22 protein-coding genes are annotated in these 21,267 nt (G+C 38.0%); 11 read left to right on the plus strand and 11 right to left on the minus strand.

All coding sequences use genetic code 11. The features are described 5' to 3' along the window. Positions 1 to 336 precede the first annotated feature (336 nt). The 5 genes from L656_RS0110415 to L656_RS0110435 all read left to right on the plus strand — a co-directional run bounded on the left by L656_RS0110415 (position 337) and on the right by L656_RS0110435 (position 5,093). On the plus strand, positions 337 to 1,119 hold the full coding sequence (locus L656_RS0110415; protein ID WP_241763430.1) for a MipA/OmpV family protein: 783 nt from the start codon (positions 337 to 339) through the stop codon (positions 1,117 to 1,119). Then, on the plus strand, positions 1,109 to 1,492 hold the full coding sequence (locus L656_RS0110420) for a DUF3019 domain-containing protein (RefSeq protein WP_024599162.1): 384 nt from the start codon (positions 1,109 to 1,111) through the stop codon (positions 1,490 to 1,492). Before L656_RS0110415 ends, L656_RS0110420 begins: the two co-directional genes overlap by 11 nt. Before the next feature lie 25 nt (positions 1,493 to 1,517). Beyond that, positions 1,518 to 2,222 carry a response regulator transcription factor gene (locus L656_RS0110425; RefSeq protein WP_024599163.1) on the plus strand — a complete coding sequence of 235 codons (705 nt, stop codon included), beginning with the start codon at positions 1,518 to 1,520 and terminating at the stop codon, positions 2,220 to 2,222. A 19-nt stretch (positions 2,223 to 2,241) separates the two neighbouring features. Then, the gene (locus L656_RS0110430; RefSeq protein WP_024599164.1) at positions 2,242 to 3,534 is read left to right on the plus strand and encodes an ATP-binding protein; all 1,293 of its coding nucleotides are present in this window, start codon (positions 2,242 to 2,244) and stop codon (positions 3,532 to 3,534) included. 203 nt (positions 3,535 to 3,737) lie between these two features. Further along, positions 3,738 to 5,093: a sodium-dependent transporter gene (locus L656_RS0110435; protein ID WP_024599165.1), complete on the plus strand. Its 1,356-nt coding sequence runs from the start codon at positions 3,738 to 3,740 to the stop codon at positions 5,091 to 5,093. A gap of 98 nt (positions 5,094 to 5,191) precedes the next feature. On the opposite strand, the gene L656_RS0110440 is transcribed toward L656_RS0110435, so the two are convergent. Both L656_RS0110440 and L656_RS0110445 read right to left on the minus strand, forming a co-directional pair. Continuing rightward, positions 5,192 to 5,641 carry a GNAT family N-acetyltransferase gene (locus L656_RS0110440; RefSeq protein WP_024599166.1) on the minus strand — a complete coding sequence of 150 codons (450 nt, stop codon included), beginning with the start codon at positions 5,639 to 5,641 and terminating at the stop codon, positions 5,192 to 5,194. A 74-nt stretch (positions 5,642 to 5,715) separates the two neighbouring features. Further along, positions 5,716 to 6,459: a sporulation protein gene (locus tag L656_RS0110445; protein ID WP_024599167.1), complete on the minus strand. Its 744-nt coding sequence runs from the start codon at positions 6,457 to 6,459 to the stop codon at positions 5,716 to 5,718. A 266-nt stretch (positions 6,460 to 6,725) separates the two neighbouring features. On the opposite strand from L656_RS0110445, the gene L656_RS0110450 reads away from it, so the two are divergent. Then, complete coding sequence (locus L656_RS0110450) at positions 6,726 to 8,300, plus strand: cation:proton antiporter family protein (RefSeq protein WP_024599168.1); 1,575 nt, start codon at positions 6,726 to 6,728, stop codon at positions 8,298 to 8,300. A gap of 351 nt (positions 8,301 to 8,651) precedes the next feature. Further along, on the plus strand, positions 8,652 to 8,876 hold the full coding sequence (locus tag L656_RS0110455; protein ID WP_024599169.1) for a DUF3820 family protein: 225 nt from the start codon (positions 8,652 to 8,654) through the stop codon (positions 8,874 to 8,876). 88 nt (positions 8,877 to 8,964) lie between these two features. On the opposite strand, the gene L656_RS0110460 is transcribed toward L656_RS0110455, so the two are convergent. The 6 genes from L656_RS0110460 to ilvY all read right to left on the minus strand — a co-directional run bounded on the left by L656_RS0110460 (position 8,965) and on the right by ilvY (position 14,606). Further along, positions 8,965 to 10,212, minus strand: coding sequence for an ATP-binding protein (locus tag L656_RS0110460; RefSeq protein ID WP_024599170.1), 1,248 nt, complete (start codon positions 10,210 to 10,212; stop codon positions 8,965 to 8,967). A gap of 25 nt (positions 10,213 to 10,237) precedes the next feature. Continuing rightward, positions 10,238 to 10,930, minus strand: a complete 693-nt coding sequence (locus L656_RS0110465; protein WP_024599171.1) for a response regulator — start codon at positions 10,928 to 10,930, stop codon at positions 10,238 to 10,240. Positions 10,931 to 10,944: 14 nt separating this feature from the next. Continuing rightward, a complete protein-coding gene (locus tag L656_RS0110470; RefSeq protein ID WP_024599172.1) occupies positions 10,945 to 11,325 on the minus strand; it encodes a DUF3019 domain-containing protein in 381 nt (126 codons plus the stop codon). Position 11,326: 1 nt separating this feature from the next. Continuing rightward, a complete protein-coding gene (locus tag L656_RS0110475; protein WP_024599173.1) occupies positions 11,327 to 12,139 on the minus strand; it encodes a MipA/OmpV family protein in 813 nt (270 codons plus the stop codon). A 398-nt stretch (positions 12,140 to 12,537) separates the two neighbouring features. Next, entirely contained in the window at positions 12,538 to 13,584 is a 1,047-nt protein-coding gene (locus L656_RS0110480; protein WP_024599174.1) for a GGDEF domain-containing protein, read from the minus strand. A gap of 116 nt (positions 13,585 to 13,700) precedes the next feature. Further along, positions 13,701 to 14,606 (minus strand): HTH-type transcriptional activator IlvY, encoded by a 906-nt coding sequence (gene ilvY / locus L656_RS0110485; RefSeq protein WP_007584128.1) that lies wholly within the window; start codon positions 14,604 to 14,606, stop codon positions 13,701 to 13,703. A gap of 138 nt (positions 14,607 to 14,744) precedes the next feature. Here ilvY and ilvC point away from each other — a divergent pair, with 138 nt between their 5' ends. Continuing rightward, entirely contained in the window at positions 14,745 to 16,217 is a 1,473-nt protein-coding gene (gene ilvC, locus L656_RS0110490; RefSeq protein ID WP_024599175.1) for a ketol-acid reductoisomerase, read from the plus strand. Positions 16,218 to 16,409: 192 nt separating this feature from the next. Continuing rightward, positions 16,410 to 18,329, plus strand: coding sequence for a methyl-accepting chemotaxis protein (locus L656_RS0110495; protein ID WP_024599176.1), 1,920 nt, complete (start codon positions 16,410 to 16,412; stop codon positions 18,327 to 18,329). A 95-nt stretch (positions 18,330 to 18,424) separates the two neighbouring features. On the opposite strand, the gene L656_RS0110500 is transcribed toward L656_RS0110495, so the two are convergent. Next, positions 18,425 to 18,754, minus strand: a complete 330-nt coding sequence (locus L656_RS0110500) for a GIY-YIG nuclease family protein (protein WP_024599177.1) — start codon at positions 18,752 to 18,754, stop codon at positions 18,425 to 18,427. Between the two features lie 107 nt (positions 18,755 to 18,861). Between L656_RS0110500 and L656_RS0110505 the strand changes: the two genes are divergently transcribed. Then, positions 18,862 to 19,221, plus strand: a complete 360-nt coding sequence (locus tag L656_RS0110505) for an outer membrane protein assembly factor BamE (RefSeq protein WP_024599178.1) — start codon at positions 18,862 to 18,864, stop codon at positions 19,219 to 19,221. Positions 19,222 to 19,353: 132 nt separating this feature from the next. Here the strand turns inward: L656_RS0110505 and L656_RS0110510 are convergent, their stop codons facing one another. Both L656_RS0110510 and L656_RS0110515 read right to left on the minus strand, forming a co-directional pair. After that, positions 19,354 to 19,677 (minus strand): RnfH family protein, encoded by a 324-nt coding sequence (locus L656_RS0110510; protein ID WP_007584122.1) that lies wholly within the window; start codon positions 19,675 to 19,677, stop codon positions 19,354 to 19,356. Further along, on the minus strand, positions 19,674 to 20,114 hold the full coding sequence (locus L656_RS0110515) for a type II toxin-antitoxin system RatA family toxin (RefSeq protein ID WP_024599179.1): 441 nt from the start codon (positions 20,112 to 20,114) through the stop codon (positions 19,674 to 19,676). The genes L656_RS0110510 and L656_RS0110515 overlap by 4 nt, the downstream gene beginning before the upstream one ends. 147 nt (positions 20,115 to 20,261) lie before the next feature. Between L656_RS0110515 and smpB the strand changes: the two genes are divergently transcribed. Beyond that, positions 20,262 to 20,741 carry an SsrA-binding protein SmpB gene (smpB, locus tag L656_RS0110520; protein WP_024599180.1) on the plus strand — a complete coding sequence of 160 codons (480 nt, stop codon included), beginning with the start codon at positions 20,262 to 20,264 and terminating at the stop codon, positions 20,739 to 20,741. Positions 20,742 to 21,267: the final 526 nt, after the last annotated feature.

Consider the following 21,267-nt stretch of genomic DNA (forward strand, 5'->3'; position numbering starts at 1 on the left):
AAAACCGAGCAACAAAGAGTAAATAGCCCCTAGGAAGAACCCTTTGGGCAGCGCCTGTTTGGCATTAATGCTACGTTATCGCCTATTTATGGCGAATAACCACACTGTATAGGCTCTGCCTTGCCTAAATACCAAACAGACTGCTGCAAATTTAACCTTAAAGATCAACAGACCTAACACTTACTACATTTTTTTACAGATTAAAGGAACGAATTAACAATATACTACGGTTAATAACAAATAATAATTAGGCCCTAAGGGATGAGAAACGCTTTGCTTAACCATACTTTACTGAGCATAACACTGCTTTTTTGCTGCATTTTTAGCACATCGAGTATGGCAAGTAACCGCTATTATGCAGATAATACGTTAGAGCCAACCCAAGGCTTTGCGTGGGATTGGAGTGCTGGCGCGGGCTTTTATATTGAAGATTCTTACCTTGTCGGCATTGAGTCTTACGACAAAGGCGTTGAGCTCGATTTAAGTCTTGCTGTTTCCTACGATAAATTTTACCTTGATTTCGATCACAATCAGCTCAGTGGCGGCCTTGTAATAGGCTACAGTCTTATAGATAAATTTGATTGGGGCCTAGATATATTAGGCACAAATACACAAGCAGGGTTTGACGAAAAAGGCCTAGGATTTTATAACCACGGTGTTATACAAGAACTCCAAGGTATTAAAAAACGTAATTACGACTTTGACGTCGGCCTTCGACTTTCTCGTCGATTTGAAAATACCCAATTCTCTTTTGAATACCTTCATGATGTATCTGGCGCGCACAATGGCTGGGTTATAAACAGCTTTTTTAGTCACATTTTGCCATGGCGAAACTGGGAGTTTAGATCGGGTGTTGGCTTAAGCGCCTACTCTGCTGACTTTACTAATTATTATTTTGGCATTGATAACGATGAAGCCACCAGCCTTCGCCCTATTTACAGCAGTAATGCCAGTACCAGTATTATTTTTGAGTTCCATGCTGAGTACCCAATAAGCCAAGATTGGGTGTTTTTATCCGGCTGGCTTACCACATGGTTTTCAAAAGAAATTGACGACAGCCCAATTATTTCCCAAGGATATCAACATAAAGCCAAGGTAGGCCTACGTTATGTATTTTAGATGGATCTGTGTATTACTGATCTTCCCCAGTACTTTTACTGTTAAAGCTCAGGAACCTCCTGAAGCACTCATAGCACTACCCGACACGTGCGTTGCACTTCGCGAAGGGCGAAATTGCTATGCTGACGTTACGCTAACGTGGGAGCAACCTATCATTGGTAATTACTGCCTACGTGACGCCACCTCAAAGTACATAATGCAATGTTGGCTCAAGCAACAGAGCGGTACTTTTAATTATGCATTTGATTCACAGCAAAGTATTTCATTTGAACTATTTGACAGCAATACATCTAAAATAATTAGTGTTGCCGAAGTAAAGCTTCAATGGGTATATCAAAACAGGCAAAAAAAGCGCCGCTGGCGACTATTTTAATACCAATCGCATTAAGGATATTTTCATGGATAACTACGGCACTATTTTACTCGTTGAAGACGATGTATCTCTTGCTCAATGGGTTGCTGAATATTTAACAGAGCAAGGCTACACAACGCATGTTTGTCACAGAGGTGACGAAGTAATTAGCCAAGTCAAAACATTAAATCCAAATATCGTGCTCCTAGATATTATGCTTCCAGGGCAAGATGGTATAAGCGTATGTAGAGAGCTTCGTAGTTTTTATAATTCGCCTATCATAATGCTCACTGCACGCGATGAAGAAATGGATGAAGTTATTGGTCTAGAAGTAGGTGCAAGCGACTACATAATGAAACCTGTGCGTCCTCGTGCATTGCTAGCGCGTATAAAAGCAGCCCTTCGCCAAAAAAATGAGCCAAATACGCCACACGTTAACGAAAGTGTTATTAATGTTGGTGCGCTTAGTATTGATACTGAATCTAGAAATGTAAAACTTAACGAGCAAGACGTAAATATATCAAGTGCTGAATATTTACTGCTTCACTACCTTGCGAGTAACGCAGGGCAAGTAGTCTCTCGCGACGCTGTATTTAAAGCAACCAAAGGCAGAGAGTATGATGGGCTTGATAGAAGTGTTGATGTACTTATTTCTGCACTTCGTAAAAAGTTTAATGATGATCCACAAAACCCTGAAAAAATTAAAACCATTTGGGGCCGTGGATATTTACTTGTTTCTACTGCGTGGTAATAAAGTGATGAATAAATAAATGAAAAAGTTTTATATATCGCTTCTAGGCAGTGCACTTTTATCTATTGTGGTATTGGGCTGGCTTATTGATGCTTTTAGTCAACAAGCGCATACCCCACAGGATGAATTTAGTCAGCAAAGTAAAATGATCATGGGTTTTAGCAAGCAGTTAGCTAACATACCCACATCTGAGCGCAGCGATTATGTAAAACAACTAGCGCTAGAGTTTGATGTTTTAATTGATTACAAACCTAATGAATCACTTGCTTTACCGCCTTCTTTATTATTACAAATGCATACGCCGGGTGGGCTGATTTTAGAAGATCAGCAAGGCTTTTATATGCTTTATAGCAGCGATGTTTTAAATCCTTTTCACTTATCAATGCGTTTAGATAAAATTTTTGATAGCGAGCAACATAACGACATTATATTAACCTTACTCTTTTACGCAGGCCTATGTGTATTTATGGGCTTTATTATTGCGCCCTTAGCTAAACGATTAACCGTGTTAAATGAAGCCGCTAAAAAGTTTGCCTCAGGTAATGTTCAAGCCCGAATAAAAGTATCGCATTTTACTTACATAAAAGACGTAGAGCTTACCTTTAATCGCATGGCCAGCCAAATAGAGAAGCTTGTCGCCGAAAACAAGCTAATGGCCTCAAGCTTATCTCATGATATACGCACCCCTATCGCGTGCCTGCGATTTGGTTTAGATGCAGCATTAGATAGCCATGATGAGCAAAAAATAAAACAGTATTTAACCCGTATGGAAAATGATTTAGACCATATGGAATCGATGCTTAGTAGCTATTTAGCATTTGCTACTTTAGAGCAAAATGCTAATAAGCTGACCTATTCATCAACAAACATTAAGTCCTACCTTGAAGATATTTTAGTGCAACTTGCACCTAAACTTGAAATGCAAATGCTTAGTGTACAGCTCAATAGTACCGATAAAATAATAAATGCAGATCTTCACTGGCTTGCTCGTGCAATTACCAATTTATTAACTAATGCCTCTGATTTCGCAAACCAACATATTTACTTAAGTGCGAAGTTACACGAACAACAGCTTATAATAACGGTAGAAGATGACGGCCCTGGCATAGCTCGAGAAAACTTTAGCAACGTATTTAGTCCATTTTTTAGAGAAGAGGCTCACCGTAACAGAGCTGATAAAAGTTACGGCCTTGGTCTAGCTATTGTTGAAAAAGTAGCCGACTGGCATCATGGCAGTGTTAAAGTTAGTAAAAGTACCCAGCTAGGTGGTGCGTGTTTTACTCTCACTATTGCACAGCATCACAATTCGTAAAGCAATAGTTACAGACTGTAATTAACAATTATTAAACAAAATCAACTCGTTATTTTAAACGACCCGATAACAACAATTAAAATCGATGGTTATAACACGCATTTACTTATTAAATTGTGCCAGATCAGCAAATAAGCACTTTTTATTTTTTAACATTTCCAGTAGATTGTCAGCGCCGTCACACAATAGAGAAGTACAATAATATGAGCGCAGTTAGAGGCGAGTTTAGCTCTCGCTTTGGTTTTATTATGGCCGCCGCGGGTTCTGCCGTTGGTTTGGGCAATATCTGGGGATTCCCTACACAAACAGCAAGTAATGGCGGTGCTGCATTTTTAGTCGCATATTTAGTGCTTGCGTTCTTTTTAGCCTACCCCGCTTTAATGGCTGAACTTATGATTGGTCGTCATGGCCAAGCAAACGCGGTTTCATCACTTCAAAAAATATCTAATAAGCCATGGCAAAAACACTTTGCCTTTATTGTTGGTTTTGGCGGTATTTTATGTGCTGGCTTTATATTAAGTTTTTACGCCATTGTTGCTGGTTGGATGCTCAGCGCTACAGCTGACCCCATAGCTACTCTTGTTGGTGCCAACACAGCATCGACATGGCTAAGTGAGCAATCACTTACCCGAAACATAATATTTACTCTCGTCTTTATCGTACTAACTGTCGCTATTATCAGTAGAGGCGTTGAGAATGGTATTGAAAAATGGTCGAAACGCTTAATGCCTGCTCTTTTAGGTATTTTATTTGCACTTATTGCATATGTAATGACCCAAGATGGCGCAATGGAAGGTTTAAAGGCTTACTTAGTTCCCGATTTTTCATCTATTTTTGACGCAAAATTATTAGTGAGTGCGCTAGGACAAGCTTTCTTCTCTTTATCGCTAGGTACTAGCGTAATGATTATTTATGGCTCGTACATTAGTAAAAAAGAAAACCTTGTTTCTTTAGGTGCCTATGTAACCCTTATTGATGTATTTATAGCTTTTGTAGCGGGTTTACTGATTATTCCGGCTATGTATGTAGCACAAGCTCAAGGCGTTGAAATATTCTCTGCCACAACGGGAAAACTACTCTCTGAAGATACTTTAGTATTTCAGGTACTCCCTGCTTTATTTGATGGAATGGGCGAAGTTGGCTTATTTGTGGGCTTTTCATTTTTTGCGTTAATGAGTATTGCCGCTTTAACGTCATCTATTTCAATGTTAGAGGCGCCAGTATCATACACTGTAGAACGCTTTGGGATGAAACGCGTTCAGGCAACCTGGTTGATTGGAGCTTTAATTGCTATCGTTAGCATTACAATTGTGTGTAACCTTAGCAGCTTATTTGGCTTAGTGATTACTTTAACTACAAAAGTAGCTCAACCTTTGCTTGGCCTTATGTGTTGTATATTTGTAGGCTGGATTTGGTACAGAGGCTCATTACTTAAAGCAATTAAAGAAGGTAATCCTGAAGTTCATAACACATTATTTTGGAAAGTATGGCCTTGGTATACCAAGTTTGTGTGTCCACTTGCTATTGGTATGGTGTTTTTACACTCACTATTAAGCTAAATAATACCTTAACCTTAAATAGTCTTAAATAGTCTTAAATAGTCTTAAATTAAAATAGCCCACATTAGTGGGCTTTTTTATAGCTGCTTAAATTGGATTTATTTAGAGAGTTTTAAAATCATATCTTGATGAGGGATACCGTCTTCTAGATATTCACTTTTATAATCTTCAAAGCCAAAAGAGCGGTAAAAATCAAGCAAGTAAGTCTGTGCACCTATATAAATATCTCGCTCAGGCCATTGTGCTTTACAGCAGTCTATAGCTTCAGTAATAAGTAAAGTAGCATACCCATTGCCACGCGCGCTTTCACTTACTAGCACGCGACCTATTGCGCTGTATTGTGCACTTTTTTCATAGCATCGCGCGTAAGTTTGTAGTTGCCCATGACTCAATGTATATAAATGCTGTGTATTTAAAGCAATGTCTACATCATCAAGTTCAGGGTAAGGGCACTCCTGCTCTACAACAAACACATCAACACGCCCGCGCATAATAGTAAAAAGAGTCTGTGTATCAAGAGCGTCAAACTGCTCACATTTAAACTGCATATCAAATCCTATAGGCAAAAAACCCAGCTTAGGCTGGGTTTATTAAAATCACTCGCTAGCTTAGTTAACTTATACTAAGTAAATAATCGCTCTAGCTGATCACACAGCTGCGATAAATTCACATGATCGTGCTCTATGGTCAAATCTACATAACCATCGCCTTTAAAGGCTCTGTCTAGCTCTATAAGCACATGTGTTTTATGTGCTTCTGGGACAAACGATAATTCAATCTCCTGAATGCCGAATAAGCTGCGGCTATTTGGTTTATATTCAAGTTCTTGATAGCATCCAGATAATGACTGAAAAGTCGAAGCGCGTAAGTGACCTTTTTCTACGTCAGCTTTCATTAAACTAAAACCTAACTTTTCCATCGCTTGCATACACGTTTTAACCGCTTCATTAGGGTAAATGTGTAAATGGTCCTTATCTGTTGGGTCAAGTGCTAAGTCTATATCTAGGCCTGTTTCAAGCCACACATGAGATTGATTATAACCTGCATTAATTTCTGTAATAGGAGTTTCAGAATGAAGACGCGCTTCAAAAGGGATATTTTTAACTTCGCCTGGCTCAATTGTACCTATATCTGTAATTCGCCATTGCTCAATCACATGATTCGTAAAATAATCGCCATTATCACCTGCAACTTTAACACGAGTCATTAATAATAAATCTAAACCTGAAATATCTTGGCTCACATCACCTGCAGTAATGACTATTTGTGCGTTAAAAAGTTGACCTGGTTGTAGGTGTTCAGTTTCTAAAATAGTGTCTACCTTTGCAGCACCAATACCTACCGACGCTAAAATCTTTTTAAACATATATCTCTCCTTAAGCTGAGCGGCTGTATTATTTGCTCCGGCTTAAACTTCTTCGTTATCGCATCTTAACCATATTTAAAAGCTAATGTCAGTGAAAAAGTGTTATTTACATAGTATTTACTATTAAATAGGTGTTTAATGCCCGTTTTTTATACGCAGCTGGACAAGTAATTGATTAGACGCGTTCATTTTTAGGTCTATTTATATTTTCAATGGTATAAATTTTTCGTTACACTGCAACACCAAATGAAGTGATATTAAGAATTATGGAACTAATCTATTTTGCTGCCGCGTTTGTTTGTGGTTTTGCTGTTTATCAGTTAAAACTACCTCCTCTAATTGGGTTTTTACTTGCAGGTTTTGCTTTAAATTTATCGGGTTATAAAAGTACAGAGTTGCTCGATACAATTGCAGCCCTAGGGGTTACTCTTCTTCTTTTTAGTATTGGCTTGAAACTTAAAGTTAACAGTTTAATTAAACCTCAAGTTTGGGCGCCTGCAACATTGCATATCATTTTTAGCAGCGCATTATTTAGTGGCTTCATGCTTCTGCTTGGCGTTTTCGCCATTCCACTATTTGTTGATTTAAGTTGGCAAAGTGCTTTATTGGTTGGATTTGCACTTAGTTTTTCAAGCACTGTATTTGCAGTAAAAGTACTTGAAGAGCGCGGAGAAATGGCAAGCCTACACGGCAAAATAGCCATTGGAATATTGGTAATGCAAGATATCTTTGCAGTAATATTTTTAGCTATTAGCACCGGTAAAATCCCTAATTTATGGGCTATTGCATTAATAATTGCTTTGCCTTTATTACGACCTGTAATGTATGGCGTGTTGAACCGATCTAAACATGGTGAACTATTACCATTGTTTGGTTTTTTCTTTGCGCTAGTTGCTGGTTATCATGCATTTGAATTTGCAGGCCTAAAAGGCGATTTAGGTGCACTAGTAATAGGAATGATGTTTGCCCCTCATAAAAAGGCTGGCGAGCTATCAAAATCTCTACTTAATTTAAAGGACATATTGCTAGTTGGCTTTTTCTTAAGTATTGGTTTAAGCGCAGAGCTAACCACTAACTCCTTGATTGTTGCCATTATACTTATTTTAGTATTACCCATTAAAATAGCGCTTTACTATGTGTTCACTAATATATTCAAATTACGTGCGCGTACATCATTACTTACCGCTTTTAGCTTATCTAACTACAGTGAGTTTGGATTAATTGTATGTGCAGTGGCTGCGACTACAGGCATGATCACCTCTGAGTGGCTAGCTGTAATGGCAATTGCTGTTTCTATTACATTCATAATTGCTTCCCCATTAAATAAACGCTCAAATGAGTTGTATGTAAAAATAGAGCACTGGTTATTAAAGTTTGAAAGTAAAACTCGTTTAGCTGAAGAGCTACCCGTTAACCTTAATGATACGAAAATAGTCATTTTTGGGATGGGACGTATTGGTACTGGTGCTTATGAAACGATCAACGCGACTCACCCAAATGTTGTTGCAGGCATAGATATAAAGCCAGAGGTGGTAGACAAGCACGTTAACAGAGGCCGCAACGTCTTAATTGCAGATGCAACCGACCCTGACTTTTGGCAACGAGTAAATCACTCACAAGTAGAAATGGTTATGCTTGCAATGCCAAAGCATATGCAAAATATTTTTGCTTTAGAGCAATTACAGGCCTCTGGTTATAAAGGCCAAGTAACAGCTATTGCAAACTACCCGGATCAACAAAAAGAGCTTGAAGAAATGGGTGTGCATTCTACTTATAACTTTTATTTAGAAGCCGGTAGTGGTTTTGCAGAGCACGTAAAACAAGAGCTATTTAACGAATAGTCCTCTTTTGTATCGTTTATAAATAACAAAGCCTTAAATTCATTAAGGCTTTGTTATTAGTTTTTAAATAAAAAGCAATTCTATTTACATTCCTTTACAAGGCAATTCACCACAGTAATAAAAAACAGGTAAACTAGCTGTGTTGGTTAAATAAGAACCCATGTTCTAATAATAACTTAATTAGATCCCAGCTAATTAAAGTTCAACTAGGTTTATATTAATTAACATAAAACTATTAAATCAGAGGGCCTACTCCCTCGCAAAATAGGCTGTTTCTTGCCCGTCACAGCCTATTTTATATCTCTAAAATCCCTTACACTTACCCAGACTTTAAATACCTAAGTAATCTTTATGGATCCAAAACAATTAAAAATAGCGATAAATACTACAATGCCGTTTGGAAAATATGCAGGACGCCCATTATTGTTACTGCCAGAACCTTATTTAGTGTGGTTTAACAAGCAAGGGTTTCCCGATTCAAAGCTAGGTAGCCAACTTGCAATGATGTACGAAGTAAAACTAAATGGCCTTGAGCAAATGTTAATGCCATTACTTGAAAAAAATAAAAATAGTTGAGAACTTTTTTAAGCACTTGCGGTCTATTGTATTGCTACTTGTTGATTTTGGTTTTTAACCGCAAAAAAAGCGCCTCAAGGCGCTTTTTTTATGTCTTTAATTTGAGGGGTAAATATACAATAAATTTAGCACCACCTAAGCTTGAGCTTTCTGCTTTACACTCTCCTTGGTGCCACGACACAATTTTAGCAACTATGGCGAGCCCTAAACCAAAACCACCGGTATCCTTACCTCTACTTTTATCGAGTCGAGTAAAAGGTTTAAATACATTTTCTCGCTCAGCGGGATCTATCCCTTCACCATCATCTTCAACAATCAATACGATGTGTTTTGTCTCTTGTAGCAATGAAATTTTGACTTGCTTATGGGTGTATTTGAGCGCATTGCCAATTAAATTTTGAAATACTCGCGCCATAAAGTGACTATCACAGTAATAATTTAAATGCTCAGGGAGGTTTACGGAAAGCGTTGTTCGGGCTTCAAAGTTTAGCTTTTCAACAGTTGTTTTTACCAGCCCAGCTAAGTCACAGTTTATTGGCTGTAAACTAGGTTGTTGAGAGTCTAATCGCGCATATTCAAGCATTTCAGAAACTAGTGACTCAAGCTCGCTAATGTCTGTTTGCATGTTTGTTAGGTATTTCTCAACTTTTTCATCAAGCATTTGTTCTTGCAGCATTACAATTGCAAACTTTAAACGTGCTAGTGGTGTTCTAAACTCATGCGACACCGATGAGGTAAGTTCTTGCTGCGCACTAAGTAAAAACTCAATACGTTGCTGCATTACCTTTAATGTATCAGTAATAGGTAAAAAGAAAGACTTAGAAGAGTCGTTTAGTTGAAAGTCTTGCAAACCCTCCACCGCTTCACACGCTTTACGTAGCTTTGCAAAATCGCGCCATAGTAAAAAGCTCCACAGCCCAACAGGTATACCTACAATAATAAGGAGTAATAAATAGGGCCAAACAGAAGATGATTGCTGCGTTAATACACCTACCGGCCCTACTTGAAGTAATGAGTCATTACCGAGATCTACATACCAAACAATGCGCTGTTGCTTATCGTATAAGTATAAGTAGTGGTTTTGGTTAAGCTGCGATTGTTGTTTTTGAGGAAGTATTAAATCACGTCGTTCAATTACTTTACTATCAAAGTTATGCTTTAGTTTTTTAAGACCGTTAGGAGTTTGTGAGAGCAACCATAGTGATTGCCCAAACTCATCGTCTAAGAAAACTTGCTGTTGCGACTCTTCATAAGGCCACAACTGCTCTATAACACCACTTACTACAAACAAAGAAACGATGATGTATAAGTATAAGCTGGTAAACAGTTTTCCCATTAAAGCCGACTAACCTTAAATAGTTCTAAAGATCCCACGCATCAGAAACAAATAAATAACCTTGTCCCCATACAGTTTTTATACGATACGGCTTATCGCTGTTATCGCCTAATTTTTTACGAATGCGTGATACGCGTACATCCACAGTTCTATCAAGTCCATCATATTGGCGGCCAATCATATGTTGGTGCACATGCTCTCTACTTAGTACTTCACCTGCATTTGACGCTAATAGCCATAGTAACTCAAACTCGTGCGAAGTTAATACAATCTCCGAATCACTTAGTTTTACAATACGACTTGTTTTATCAATAACTAAATCACCAAACTGGAGCTCTTCACTTGATTTTACCATGGGTTGTCCACGACGCAGTAATGCATTGATCCGCGCTAGTAATACACGTGGCTCTGCTGGTTTTATTACATAATCATCAGCGCCAAGCTCTAAGCCAAGTACTTGGTCGAAATCCTCACCTTTAGCAGTCAACATTAAAATTGGTAGAGTAAATTTATCTCTTACTTGGCGGCAAACGCTAAAGCCATCTTTACCTGGCAGCATAACATCTAAAATCATTAAATCGGGTGTATTATTCTCTAGGTAATTAAACACTTCGTCACCGCGGTCTAACACATCGACTTCAAGGCCATTATGTTCAAGGTAATCTTTTGTTAGTTGTTGTAAACCTAGATCATCTTCAACAAGTAAAATTTTTGGCATTAGTTGCTCCTAAATTAAAAAAAGCTCCACGGAGAGCGAAGCCTACGCCTATTTTTTTTAGCATGGGCGCTTTGTACTTCAACTTGTGTCTTAGCTAATAACACACCCGTATGAGGATTGATTAAGGAGTATATGGTCTCCACCTGAACACGCGCTTTATAATTAAATTGCCCAGAAAGTTGTTGCTCCCAGCATTGAAGCAGTTGCTCTTGCTGATACAAACAGACATCACTATAGGCGTTTAATTGCCACTCAAATTGTAAATCAAGATCGCAAAAACCCTGCTGTTCAGAGACGACGCAGACTTTTGGAGAAACGCTAAAAAAAGAGGTTTGTGCCACACTAAAACCACTAAAAAAAGTGGTAATAAACACAACTAATATTGAATACTTCATATTAAAAAGTACGATCGAATCCTATAAATGCAGTCATTGAATAAGTACGTTCAAAGAGCGGACTGCCATCCATAGCCGAATAGTCGTAATATGCTACATGAAAACGAAGAGAGTCAGCCTTACTCAGTGGCCAACGGGCGTCGATTTTAGCATAAGGTTGCCAACTACTACCAACGTCTATTTTGCCAAATTGAGTTTCACCCTCATTAAGTCCATAAAAATAGCTATTTAGTTCCGCAGATTTATAGTTTATTCCAAGTGTTGGCTTTATTTTGAGCTTTCCTATCACAGTATGATACTGCCACTGCAATGCTGCGCGTACACCTCGATAAACATCGGTTATATCATGCAGGGCCTGAACCGAAAAAACTTGGTCCTCATTTACATAATGATATGCAATACCCGCATCCAGTGCAATTTGCCGTTTATGTAAATTATCAATATCAACATAGCGAGTGGACGAGGCTTCATCTTGCATTACGAACTGATTGTTGAGGGCACTACTTTGTAGTGTAAATATATTTTTAGGGTGCCAGTCTATAAAAAAGCGTGACTCAGAATTGAGTTCACCAACTAGATTAAAGTGATGCTTAGGGGTTTGCAAAAATGAATAACCAAGACGGCCGTTATCAAAAAACCATTGCTCTGCATAAAACGCAATTTGTGGAATAAGCACGAGCGGAATATTATCTCCACCATGCAAAGGGTTGGTTATAACTCCAGCCCCCACGCTTAAACTCAAATGCAGACGGTCGGTTATTATGTCTTGCTCTGAATAATCGTCAACATGCTTGCTTGCCTGTGTTGCTTGCACCGAAAGGCAAACAAATAAAGTGCTAAAACATAGAGCTGTTAATAATGAGAAGGCATACCGCATTAGCGTAAATCAAAGTATCAAAATAAGAGAGTTCCCCATACTAGCAAGGTCTTTTTAAACTAGCTCTAGCTGGTTACAATTATTCACAATTTGTATACAAAAATGTTAACTTTTATGTTTCTGCAGGCTATTTATCTTTCGGAAGTTATACTTTGAGATACTTAGAAAATCAGATGCTGCGATGAAATACAGATATCTAAATAAAGGCAGCTAGGAACTAACGCGTTACAGCCAGCTTTATTACCCATGAAACCTAATAGTTTAACGAGATTGATATTTGATAAAAAACTCAAATTAAGTGACTTTAAACCTGATAAATAAACACCAGATACTTATTAAATATCTGGAGCTATTTCTATTCGGTTTCGTCCATGTGTTTTAGCGATATATAAAGCTCTATCTGCTCGCTCAACTAAAACGGAGCTATTGGTAAATGGGCGTAAAATTGCTAAACCAAAACTTGCTGAAATAGCTCGTTTTGCAGTTACATCATGCTTTTTACGAATCACCAGTTTTGCAATTGCTAAACGAATACAATCGGCAAACGCTATTATATCGTTAATAGTGTCAAAGTAGGCTGTTATGCAAAACTCCTCGCCACCATATCTATACACGTTTGCGGCTTCCGTTGTATTCTCTCTCACTTTTTTAGCAACTAACCTAAGTACTTCGTCACCCTTTTGATGGCCAAAATCATCGTTAAAGCGCTTAAAGTGATCAATATCAAACATAATAAGGACGGCAAGAGAGTCTTCTTGCGCTTGCTCTGAATATTCAAAGCAAAAATTTACAATATCAGAATCAAACTTACCTCGGTTATAAAAACCCGTAAGTGTATCGGTATCGGCTGCTTCTTTTGAAATATTGAGTGCTTCTTTTAAGTCTTTTATTTCATTGTAGGCAACGGCTAATTTAGTTTGAAATTCGCGAGCATAATCTTGCATTGCAATAGAATCGTCGGTTAAACGCTCAACACAACCTAATATCTCATTGTAAACATTTACATCAACAAGCATATTTAATTCATTTTGAGAGTCAACCAAACTCGTCGTAAAGCTTTTGGAGTGATCAAGCGTGGTACTTATATCTTGCTGAACTTGCTCCATAGTTGTATGAAATTTTTCAGTCATTTCTTGAAAAAAAACGAGATCGTCTTGCGTTAAATGTTTGTCAAATATCTCTTTTGCTTTGTCTTGTGAACATGTTTGTTGCTGAGCAATAACGTGGTCTAACTCAGCATTTAGTGACGGTTTGTTTCCTTGAATATAACAGTACCAAATTGCATAGTTGATGGGAGTAACCGGCATTCGGTATTTTACCATCAAAGGAATCGCCTTTTTCAGGCATTGGGCAGAATGAGCAAGTGATACAGCGTGGTTCATAAATAAATTCTCAAGCGTCATTGTTTTTATTATTAGCGCTCAATGTTAAGTAATAGTAAACTTATACGCAACCTATATTCATACTATTTAACTAACTTGCTTATTCTCTGCGCGCATTAAATCGCTTTTGCATCTAAAGTTTGCGCAATATTCCACAACGCGCTGATTGCAGGGTCATTTAACTCTTTCCTTAATACAGCCAAGCCAATATCAAACCCATCAGGAGCTTGCATTTTTGGTGTTAGTATTTGTACTTTATCTTGCAGCGGGCTGTTATCTAGCACTATTTTAGGAACCATTGCGACACCTAATCCTAAGCTCACCATAGATACCATCGCTTCGTGCCCAGCAACTTGTGCGTAAATTTTCCCGTGAATATTATTTTTGCGCCACCAGTGTTCTAACCTTTGGCGAGAAAAACCTTGTTCTGGCACAATAAATTCTAAATCAGACCAATTAATGTCATCACCATTCTGCGTTAGTTTTTGTGTGATCGGGCATTGAATTTTTGGTCCAATTAATAAAAGTGGAGAATGCCCTATATCTACAAAAGCAATTTGTGCCGGTAACTTATTTGGCTTAGCTGCAATTGCCATTAATTCATGTCCATCTAACACGCGGTTTATAGCAAGTGCAGGGTCGCCTGTATTTAATGTTATTTCTATATACTGATGCTGCGCACGTAGTTGCTCTAATATTTGATGTAAAAAACTATAAGATGCAGTAACCGAGCAATAAATACTTACTTTGCCGTAAATATGTTGTTGCGGGTCTTTTACATTCGTTTTAAAACGCTGCCAGTTAGCAAGCGTCGCTGTGGCGTAATCAATAAACGACTCACCTTCACGCGTTAATTTAACACTGCGGTTATCGCGTACAAATAATGCAACACCTACCTCTTCTTCCAAGTGTTTTATATTGCGGCTCAAAGTGGGCGCGCTTATGTGACAAAGTTCGCTTGCGCGCCCAAAGTGGAGTGTTTTAGCCAGCGCTAAAAAGTAGTTTAAATGTTTATGATCCATGTCAAACCCAGCATTTCATATTATGAAACACTTTAATTCAAATATATCATTTTACGCAAGCAACGATTTTACATATGGTGTTTGTAAGCGTAATAAACTTTGCGCATCTAACAAACATGACTTTATAGGACACTAACAATGGCGAATTATTTCAATACCTTACCTTTACGCGAGCAATTAGCGCAATTAGCGCAATGTGAATTTATGGACGCAGGCGAATTTGCCGATGGCGTTGACGCACTTAAAGGTAAAAAACTAGTTATTGTAGGCTGTGGCGCACAAGGTTTAAACCAAGGCTTAAACTTACGTGACTCTGGTTTAGATGTTTCTTACACATTACGCGCATCAGCTATTTCTGAGCGTCGCCAATCATTTTTAAATGCATCTGAAAACGGCTTTACTGTTGGCACTTACGAAGAACTAATCCCAACAGCTGATGTAGTACTTAACCTAACGCCAGATAAACAACATACCGCTGTAGTAAGTGCAATTATGCCACTTATGAAAAAAGACTCTACCCTTGCTTACTCTCATGGCTTTAATATCGTTGAAGAAGGCATGCAAGTACGCGAAGATATTACTGTAATCATGGTTGCGCCTAAGTGTCCTGGTTCTGAAGTACGTGAAGAATACAAGCGCGGTTTTGGTGTGCCAACTTTGATCGCAGTTCACCCAGAAAATGACCCTCAAGGTCTTGGTTTAGCACAAGCTAAAGCGTATGCAGCGGGTACGGGTGGTCATCGCGCAGGTGTACTTAAATCATCATTTATTGCTGAAGTTAAGTCTGACCTAATGGGCGAACAAACCATTTTATGTGGCATGTTACAAACTGGCTCTATTTTATGTTTTGATAAAATGATAGAAAAAGGCGTTGATGCGGGTTACGCATCAAAACTAATTCAATATGGTTGGGAAGTAATTACCGAAGCACTTAAGTACGGCGGCGTTACAAACATGCTTGACCGCCTTTCAAACCCTGCAAAAGTAAAAGCGTTTGAACTAAGTGAAGAGCTAAAACTAATTATGCGTCCACTTTATAATAAGCATCAAGATGACATCATCGACGGCACTTTCTCACGCACTATGATGGAAGACTGGAATAACGATGACGTAAACTTACTTAAATGGCGTAGCGAAACAGCAGAAACTAACTTTGAAAAGACTCCTGCTGGCGATGTAGAAATCTCAGAACAAGAATTTTTTGATAACGGTATTTTAATGGTAGCAATGGTTAAAGCGGGTGTTGAACTTGCATTTGAAACCATGACAGCAGCTGGCATTATCGAAGAGTCAGCTTACTACGAGTCATTACACGAAACGCCATTAATCGCCAATACGATTGCGCGTAAAAAGCTTTTTGAAATGAACCGTACTATCTCTGATACTGCAGAATACGGCTGTTATTTATACAACCATGCATGTTTACCATTACTTGCTGATTTTATGAAAAACGTTGATACAGACATCATTGGTAAAGGCCTTGGCGAGCACAGTAACCAAGTTGATAACCAAACATTAATTCAAATCAATGCCGCACTGCGTGAACACCCTGTTGAAAAAGTAGGTGCTAAATTACGTGGCTACATGTCAGCAATGAAAAAAATTGTTTAACCCTAAACAATAAAAGTTTCGCTTGTTAGAAACCAAGCCCGTATGCTTTTTGCATGTGGGCTTTTTTATGCTTGTTAATAAAACTTTAACCAATCTGGTATATCTTTGCCTATTCTGCTTAGCCAATATTTAGTTCCAAATAAATAATGTGCTAATATGTTTTTCTATTTAGTTGTAAAATTAATTAATATCATGACGATAAAAAATCTTTCGATCACTCAAAAAATCACAGCTTTAGGCAGTGTTATTGCTATATGCGTAGCCGCACTGATTGGTTTGACTTCCCTACACAGCTCAGAGGATATTATCGAGCGACGTATGATTGAGTCAGAGCTTCCTAGTAAACTGCAAACAATCAGCAATCACATAGGCGGTGAAATCAACGAGTTACTCGGTGCTGCTCAGCAACTATCATCAAACGAATTTATTTTACAATGGGCCCAATCAAACAACCAAGACGATACATTACTATTAAAAGAATTAAATCGCGTTGCCCAGCAATACGATTTAGCCACAGCATCTTGGGCAAATAGAGACACTGCAAAGTACTGGAACCAGAATGGTTTTTTGCGTGTGTTAAAAAACGATGCAGCCGATGGCTGGTTTTTTGCTTTTAAGCAATCAAAACAACCCTACTCTATCAGTATTTATCAAGAGTCAGCCGATGATGTGAAAATGTTTGTAAATCATCAGCAGGCTAATGGTACTGGTTTAGCAGGTCTTGCAAAAAGCATCACTGATATGCAAAAGCTATTACAGCAATTTAAAATTGAGCAAACAGGCTTTGTATTTATTGCAGATAAAAGTGGATTGATTCAGCTTCATAAAGATGCAAGTAAAGTAGCTAAAGCAAATATTGATGATTTATATACTGCAAATATCCACAGCCAACTATTTAATAGTAGTGGCTTTGCACTAGAAGAAATCAATTTAAATGGTGAACCGACACTCGTTGCTGCTATGCCTATTAAAAACACCGATTTATATGTTGTAGCCCAAGTGCCAAAAAGTGAAGTTTTCGCAAGCGTAAATACCCTGCAATGGCAAATATTTACTTTTACGGTAATTACAGCATTGGTTGCCAGTTTAATCAGTTATTTGCTTGCTCGCTCACTTTCATCTCCACTTTCTAAAATGGCTGAGTTATTTTCACGCTTAGGCTCAGGCGATGCAAATTTAGCATATCGCTTACCAGAATCGAGCCAACCAGAGCTTAACAATCTAAGTAACGGCTTCAATCAGTTTATTAATAAAATAGAGGTAGCTATTACTCAGGTTGCCAGCGAAAGCCACGATATTCGTCAAAGTTCTGATCATGTATTTGAACAAGCAAAACGAAACTCTCAAGCAATAGACAACCAAAAAGAGCAAACAATATCTGTCGCAGCAGCAATCAATGAAATGGGCGCTACAGTACAAGAAATAGCGCAAAGCGCAGCAAATACAGCAAAGTTAACCGATAACAGTCGCGAAAACACCATTCAAAGTCACAAACAAGTGATCCAAAGCCAAGCAACTATATCAGCCCTTGCCAGCGATATTGATGGCATAACAGAGCAAGTTACTTTGCTTTCTAAAAAAACGGTTGATATAGCAAGTATTGTTGACTCAATTAGAGGCATATCGGATCAAACTAACCTGCTTGCTTTAAATGCTGCAATTGAATCTGCTCGCGCTGGCGAACACGGGCGCGGTTTCGCTGTTGTTGCTGATGAAGTACGTGCACTGGCAAACCGTACATCGCAATCAACCACCGAAATTCAATCTATGATTGAAGAACTTACAAGAATATCTGAAGATGTAGTTAACGATATTGGTCAATCGAAAGATAAAGCACAGCAAAGCGTTGGTGCTATGCAAAACTCAGTAGAATTGCTCGATACGATAACCGAAACAGCGAATAAAATTAACGATATGGCTACGCTCATAGCGACTGCAACTGAGCAGCAAAGTAACGTGGTTGCCGATGTAAGTCGTAATATTGAGCAAATTAGCGAAATTAGCGATAAAGCAATGAGCGAGCAAATCAATACAGAGCAAGCTATTAGAGACTTAGCAAACAGCGCACAAACACTTGATGCACTTGTAGCGACCTTTGAAAAACACCGCTAAGTAGTAAGTAGCTATAAAACTGTATGTTTACCGTGAGCAAAGACTATAATCAATGGTAGTTTTTGCTCACAACGAATATGCTTAATTTGAACAAGTTAAGCGCTTTCAATAGTGCCGCTATTAAATGCTAAAACGTACGCTTCCTTTTTGGCCCTGGAGAGCTTTTTTAATTGATATTCAAGCTTACTTGCTTCACTTTTGTTGCCCACTTGTTGTTGATGAATAAGTAAAAGCGGCCCTTTGCCTCTAAGGTTTTTAGCCCCTTTCCCTGCTTGATGAGTTGCAAAGCGTTTTTCAACATTAGTCGTGATCCCTGTGTACCAATGACCAAATCGTGTTTCAACTATATATAAAAACCAAGTAGACTCAGCTTTTAAAATATTCGTTTCAATGTGTTGTAAACTTTTTTCATTATTAGTGGTCAAAACATTACCTTAACGCCCTTAACATAAAACAATTGCTTAAAAGGGTTTTACCTTCAGTGACTAATCGGTATCATGCAGATTATAAAAAATAAGGATCACAACTAACAATGCAGTCGTTAAAAACTTTTTCTCTTTGGCTTATCGTTGCTTTAACACTTAGCTCAGCAGCAGGTTGCTCTAGCTGGGTATACCGAATTAACATCCCACAAGGCAACTTTTTAGAGCAGTCGGATGTTGAAAAACTTCGTATAAATATGACCCGAGAGCAAGTTATTTATGTATTAGGTAGACCTATTGCCGAGGACGCCTTTGATAACAATACTTGGCGCTATATTTACAGCTTTAATAAAGGCCGTAAAAACGAACAAAATAAAGAGTTAGTAATTAACTTTGAAAATGAAAAGTTAGTTTCAATCTCAGGTGATTATGATCAACCTGAAAACTTTACTACACCGCTAGAGCAATAAACGTCTCAAGTAGTAAAAAAGGTGAGCATGGCTCACCTTTTTTATTGGTTTACTTAAAAAGCTTTTACCATTTTAACCACGTTAGCGTGTGATTTAATCTGTTAAACGGTTCGAGGTTTATGCCGATAGGTATTACTTCTCGAGTGGGCGACCACCCGTTATTTTATTTGCACGCCCCTCTTCTTTTGCTTTTTCTGCACGTTTTCTGCGAGCATCTTTAGGGTCTGCAATTAATGGCCGGTATATTTCTATACGATCACCGTCTTTTAATTCATAGTTAGCTTTTACAGTTCGATTCCACACACCTAACGTTAGCGATGTGGCATCAATTTCCGGACACTTTTCTATAATACCTGACTGAATAACAGCTTGCTCTACTGTAGTCCCTTGTGGCACTTCAATTGATAAGCACGTGGCTGTGGTCGGTAATGCAAAGACTACCTCAACATTAATCATACTCGCGCTCCATAAACCTGTTTTGCACGTTGAGTAAATGCACTCACCATATTTTTTGCTACATCGTTAAAAATCTTTCCAAAGGCAAGCTCTATTAACTTACTTGAAAATTCAAACTCGAGGTGCAAATGAACCTTACATGCTTTGGCATCAAGCTCTTGAAAATGCCAGCGCCCTTTTAACGTCTTAAACGGACCATCAACAAGGCGTAGTAACACGGTTTGTTCATCAACAAAGGTGTTTTCGGTGGTAAACCACTTTTTTATACCCGCCTTAGATATTTCTAAACTCGCGGTCATGTTATTATCGTGCTGTAAAACAATTTTTGAATCTGAGCAATTTGGTAAAAACTGTGAATAAGCTTCTACATCATTAACTAGATCAAACATCTCTTTAGTGCTGTACATAACCAGCGCACTTTTTTCTATTTGTGGCATACTCACTCCCAACTGTGTGGGCGAATTTTAGCAAGCTTTGCGCGTTTCCCCAAATTTTCATGCTGCTTAAATTAAAGCTAAATTTTTAAAAGCATTATTAAAAAAATCGATGTAAAACATCTCACATTACGTATATTATAGGGCACTATGGCTAAGAAAAATTCATCAAAATCGACAAGTAATACCATCGCGCTAAACAAAAAAGCGCGACATGAGTATTTTTTACACGATAAGTTTGAAGCAGGTATTGAACTACAAGGCTGGGAAGTTAAAAGTATCCGAGCTGGTAAAGTAAATATCACAGAAACTTATATTCATCTTAAAAATGGCGAAGCATTTTTACTTGGCAGTCAGATTCAGCCACTTATTAGTGCCTCGACCCATGTAATTTGCGACCCGCTACGTTATCGTAAATTGCTATTAAGCAGACGCGAACTTGACCGTTTATTCGGTGCTACAGAGCGCGATGGCTATTCTTTAATAGCTACAGCGATGTACTGGAAAAACTGCTGGGTAAAACTTGAGTTTCATCTAGCAAAGGGTAAAAAGCTACACGACAAACGCGAAGACGGTAAAGATAAAGACTGGTCGCGTGAAAAAGAACGCTTAATGAAGCATAAAGCATAAATAAAAACGCCTAATTTATTAGGCGTTTTTAATTTCACCTATATAAAAATTCAAATAATACCAGCTCGCTCAATGAAGTAATCTACTTTGAAATAAGAAAATCGTATCGATAACAAGACAAAACTTGTTATACCAATCTGCTTATATATGGGCTCTATTTAACGTTAAGAAAATCACGCTAGAGCTAGGCAAAAAATTTTATATCTAGTTGTTCTAAATAAAAAATTTTTAACGACGTTATAGTGCAATTTAATTCGTTAAATTGATCAAAGATTTATGCAGGTTGGTATTACTTAGCCATTCTCAGCAATTGCTCCTGCATTACCCTACCTCCTGTATCTACACAGTCGTAAATCAGAAAGTTTCAACGCTTTTAGCATCAGCTTCCCCGCTCAAGTTAAAAGCAGATAAAACAAAAATTTTAATTTATAGAAATAAATTATTACAAATTATTTTGCTCATTAGCAACTCCACACATGGCTTCATCTAGCTATATAACAATTATTAAGTCTATGTCCTATTCACG

This window comes from Pseudoalteromonas sp. TAE56, from assembly GCF_000497955.1.
Taxonomy (GTDB): domain Bacteria; phylum Pseudomonadota; class Gammaproteobacteria; order Enterobacterales; family Alteromonadaceae; genus Pseudoalteromonas.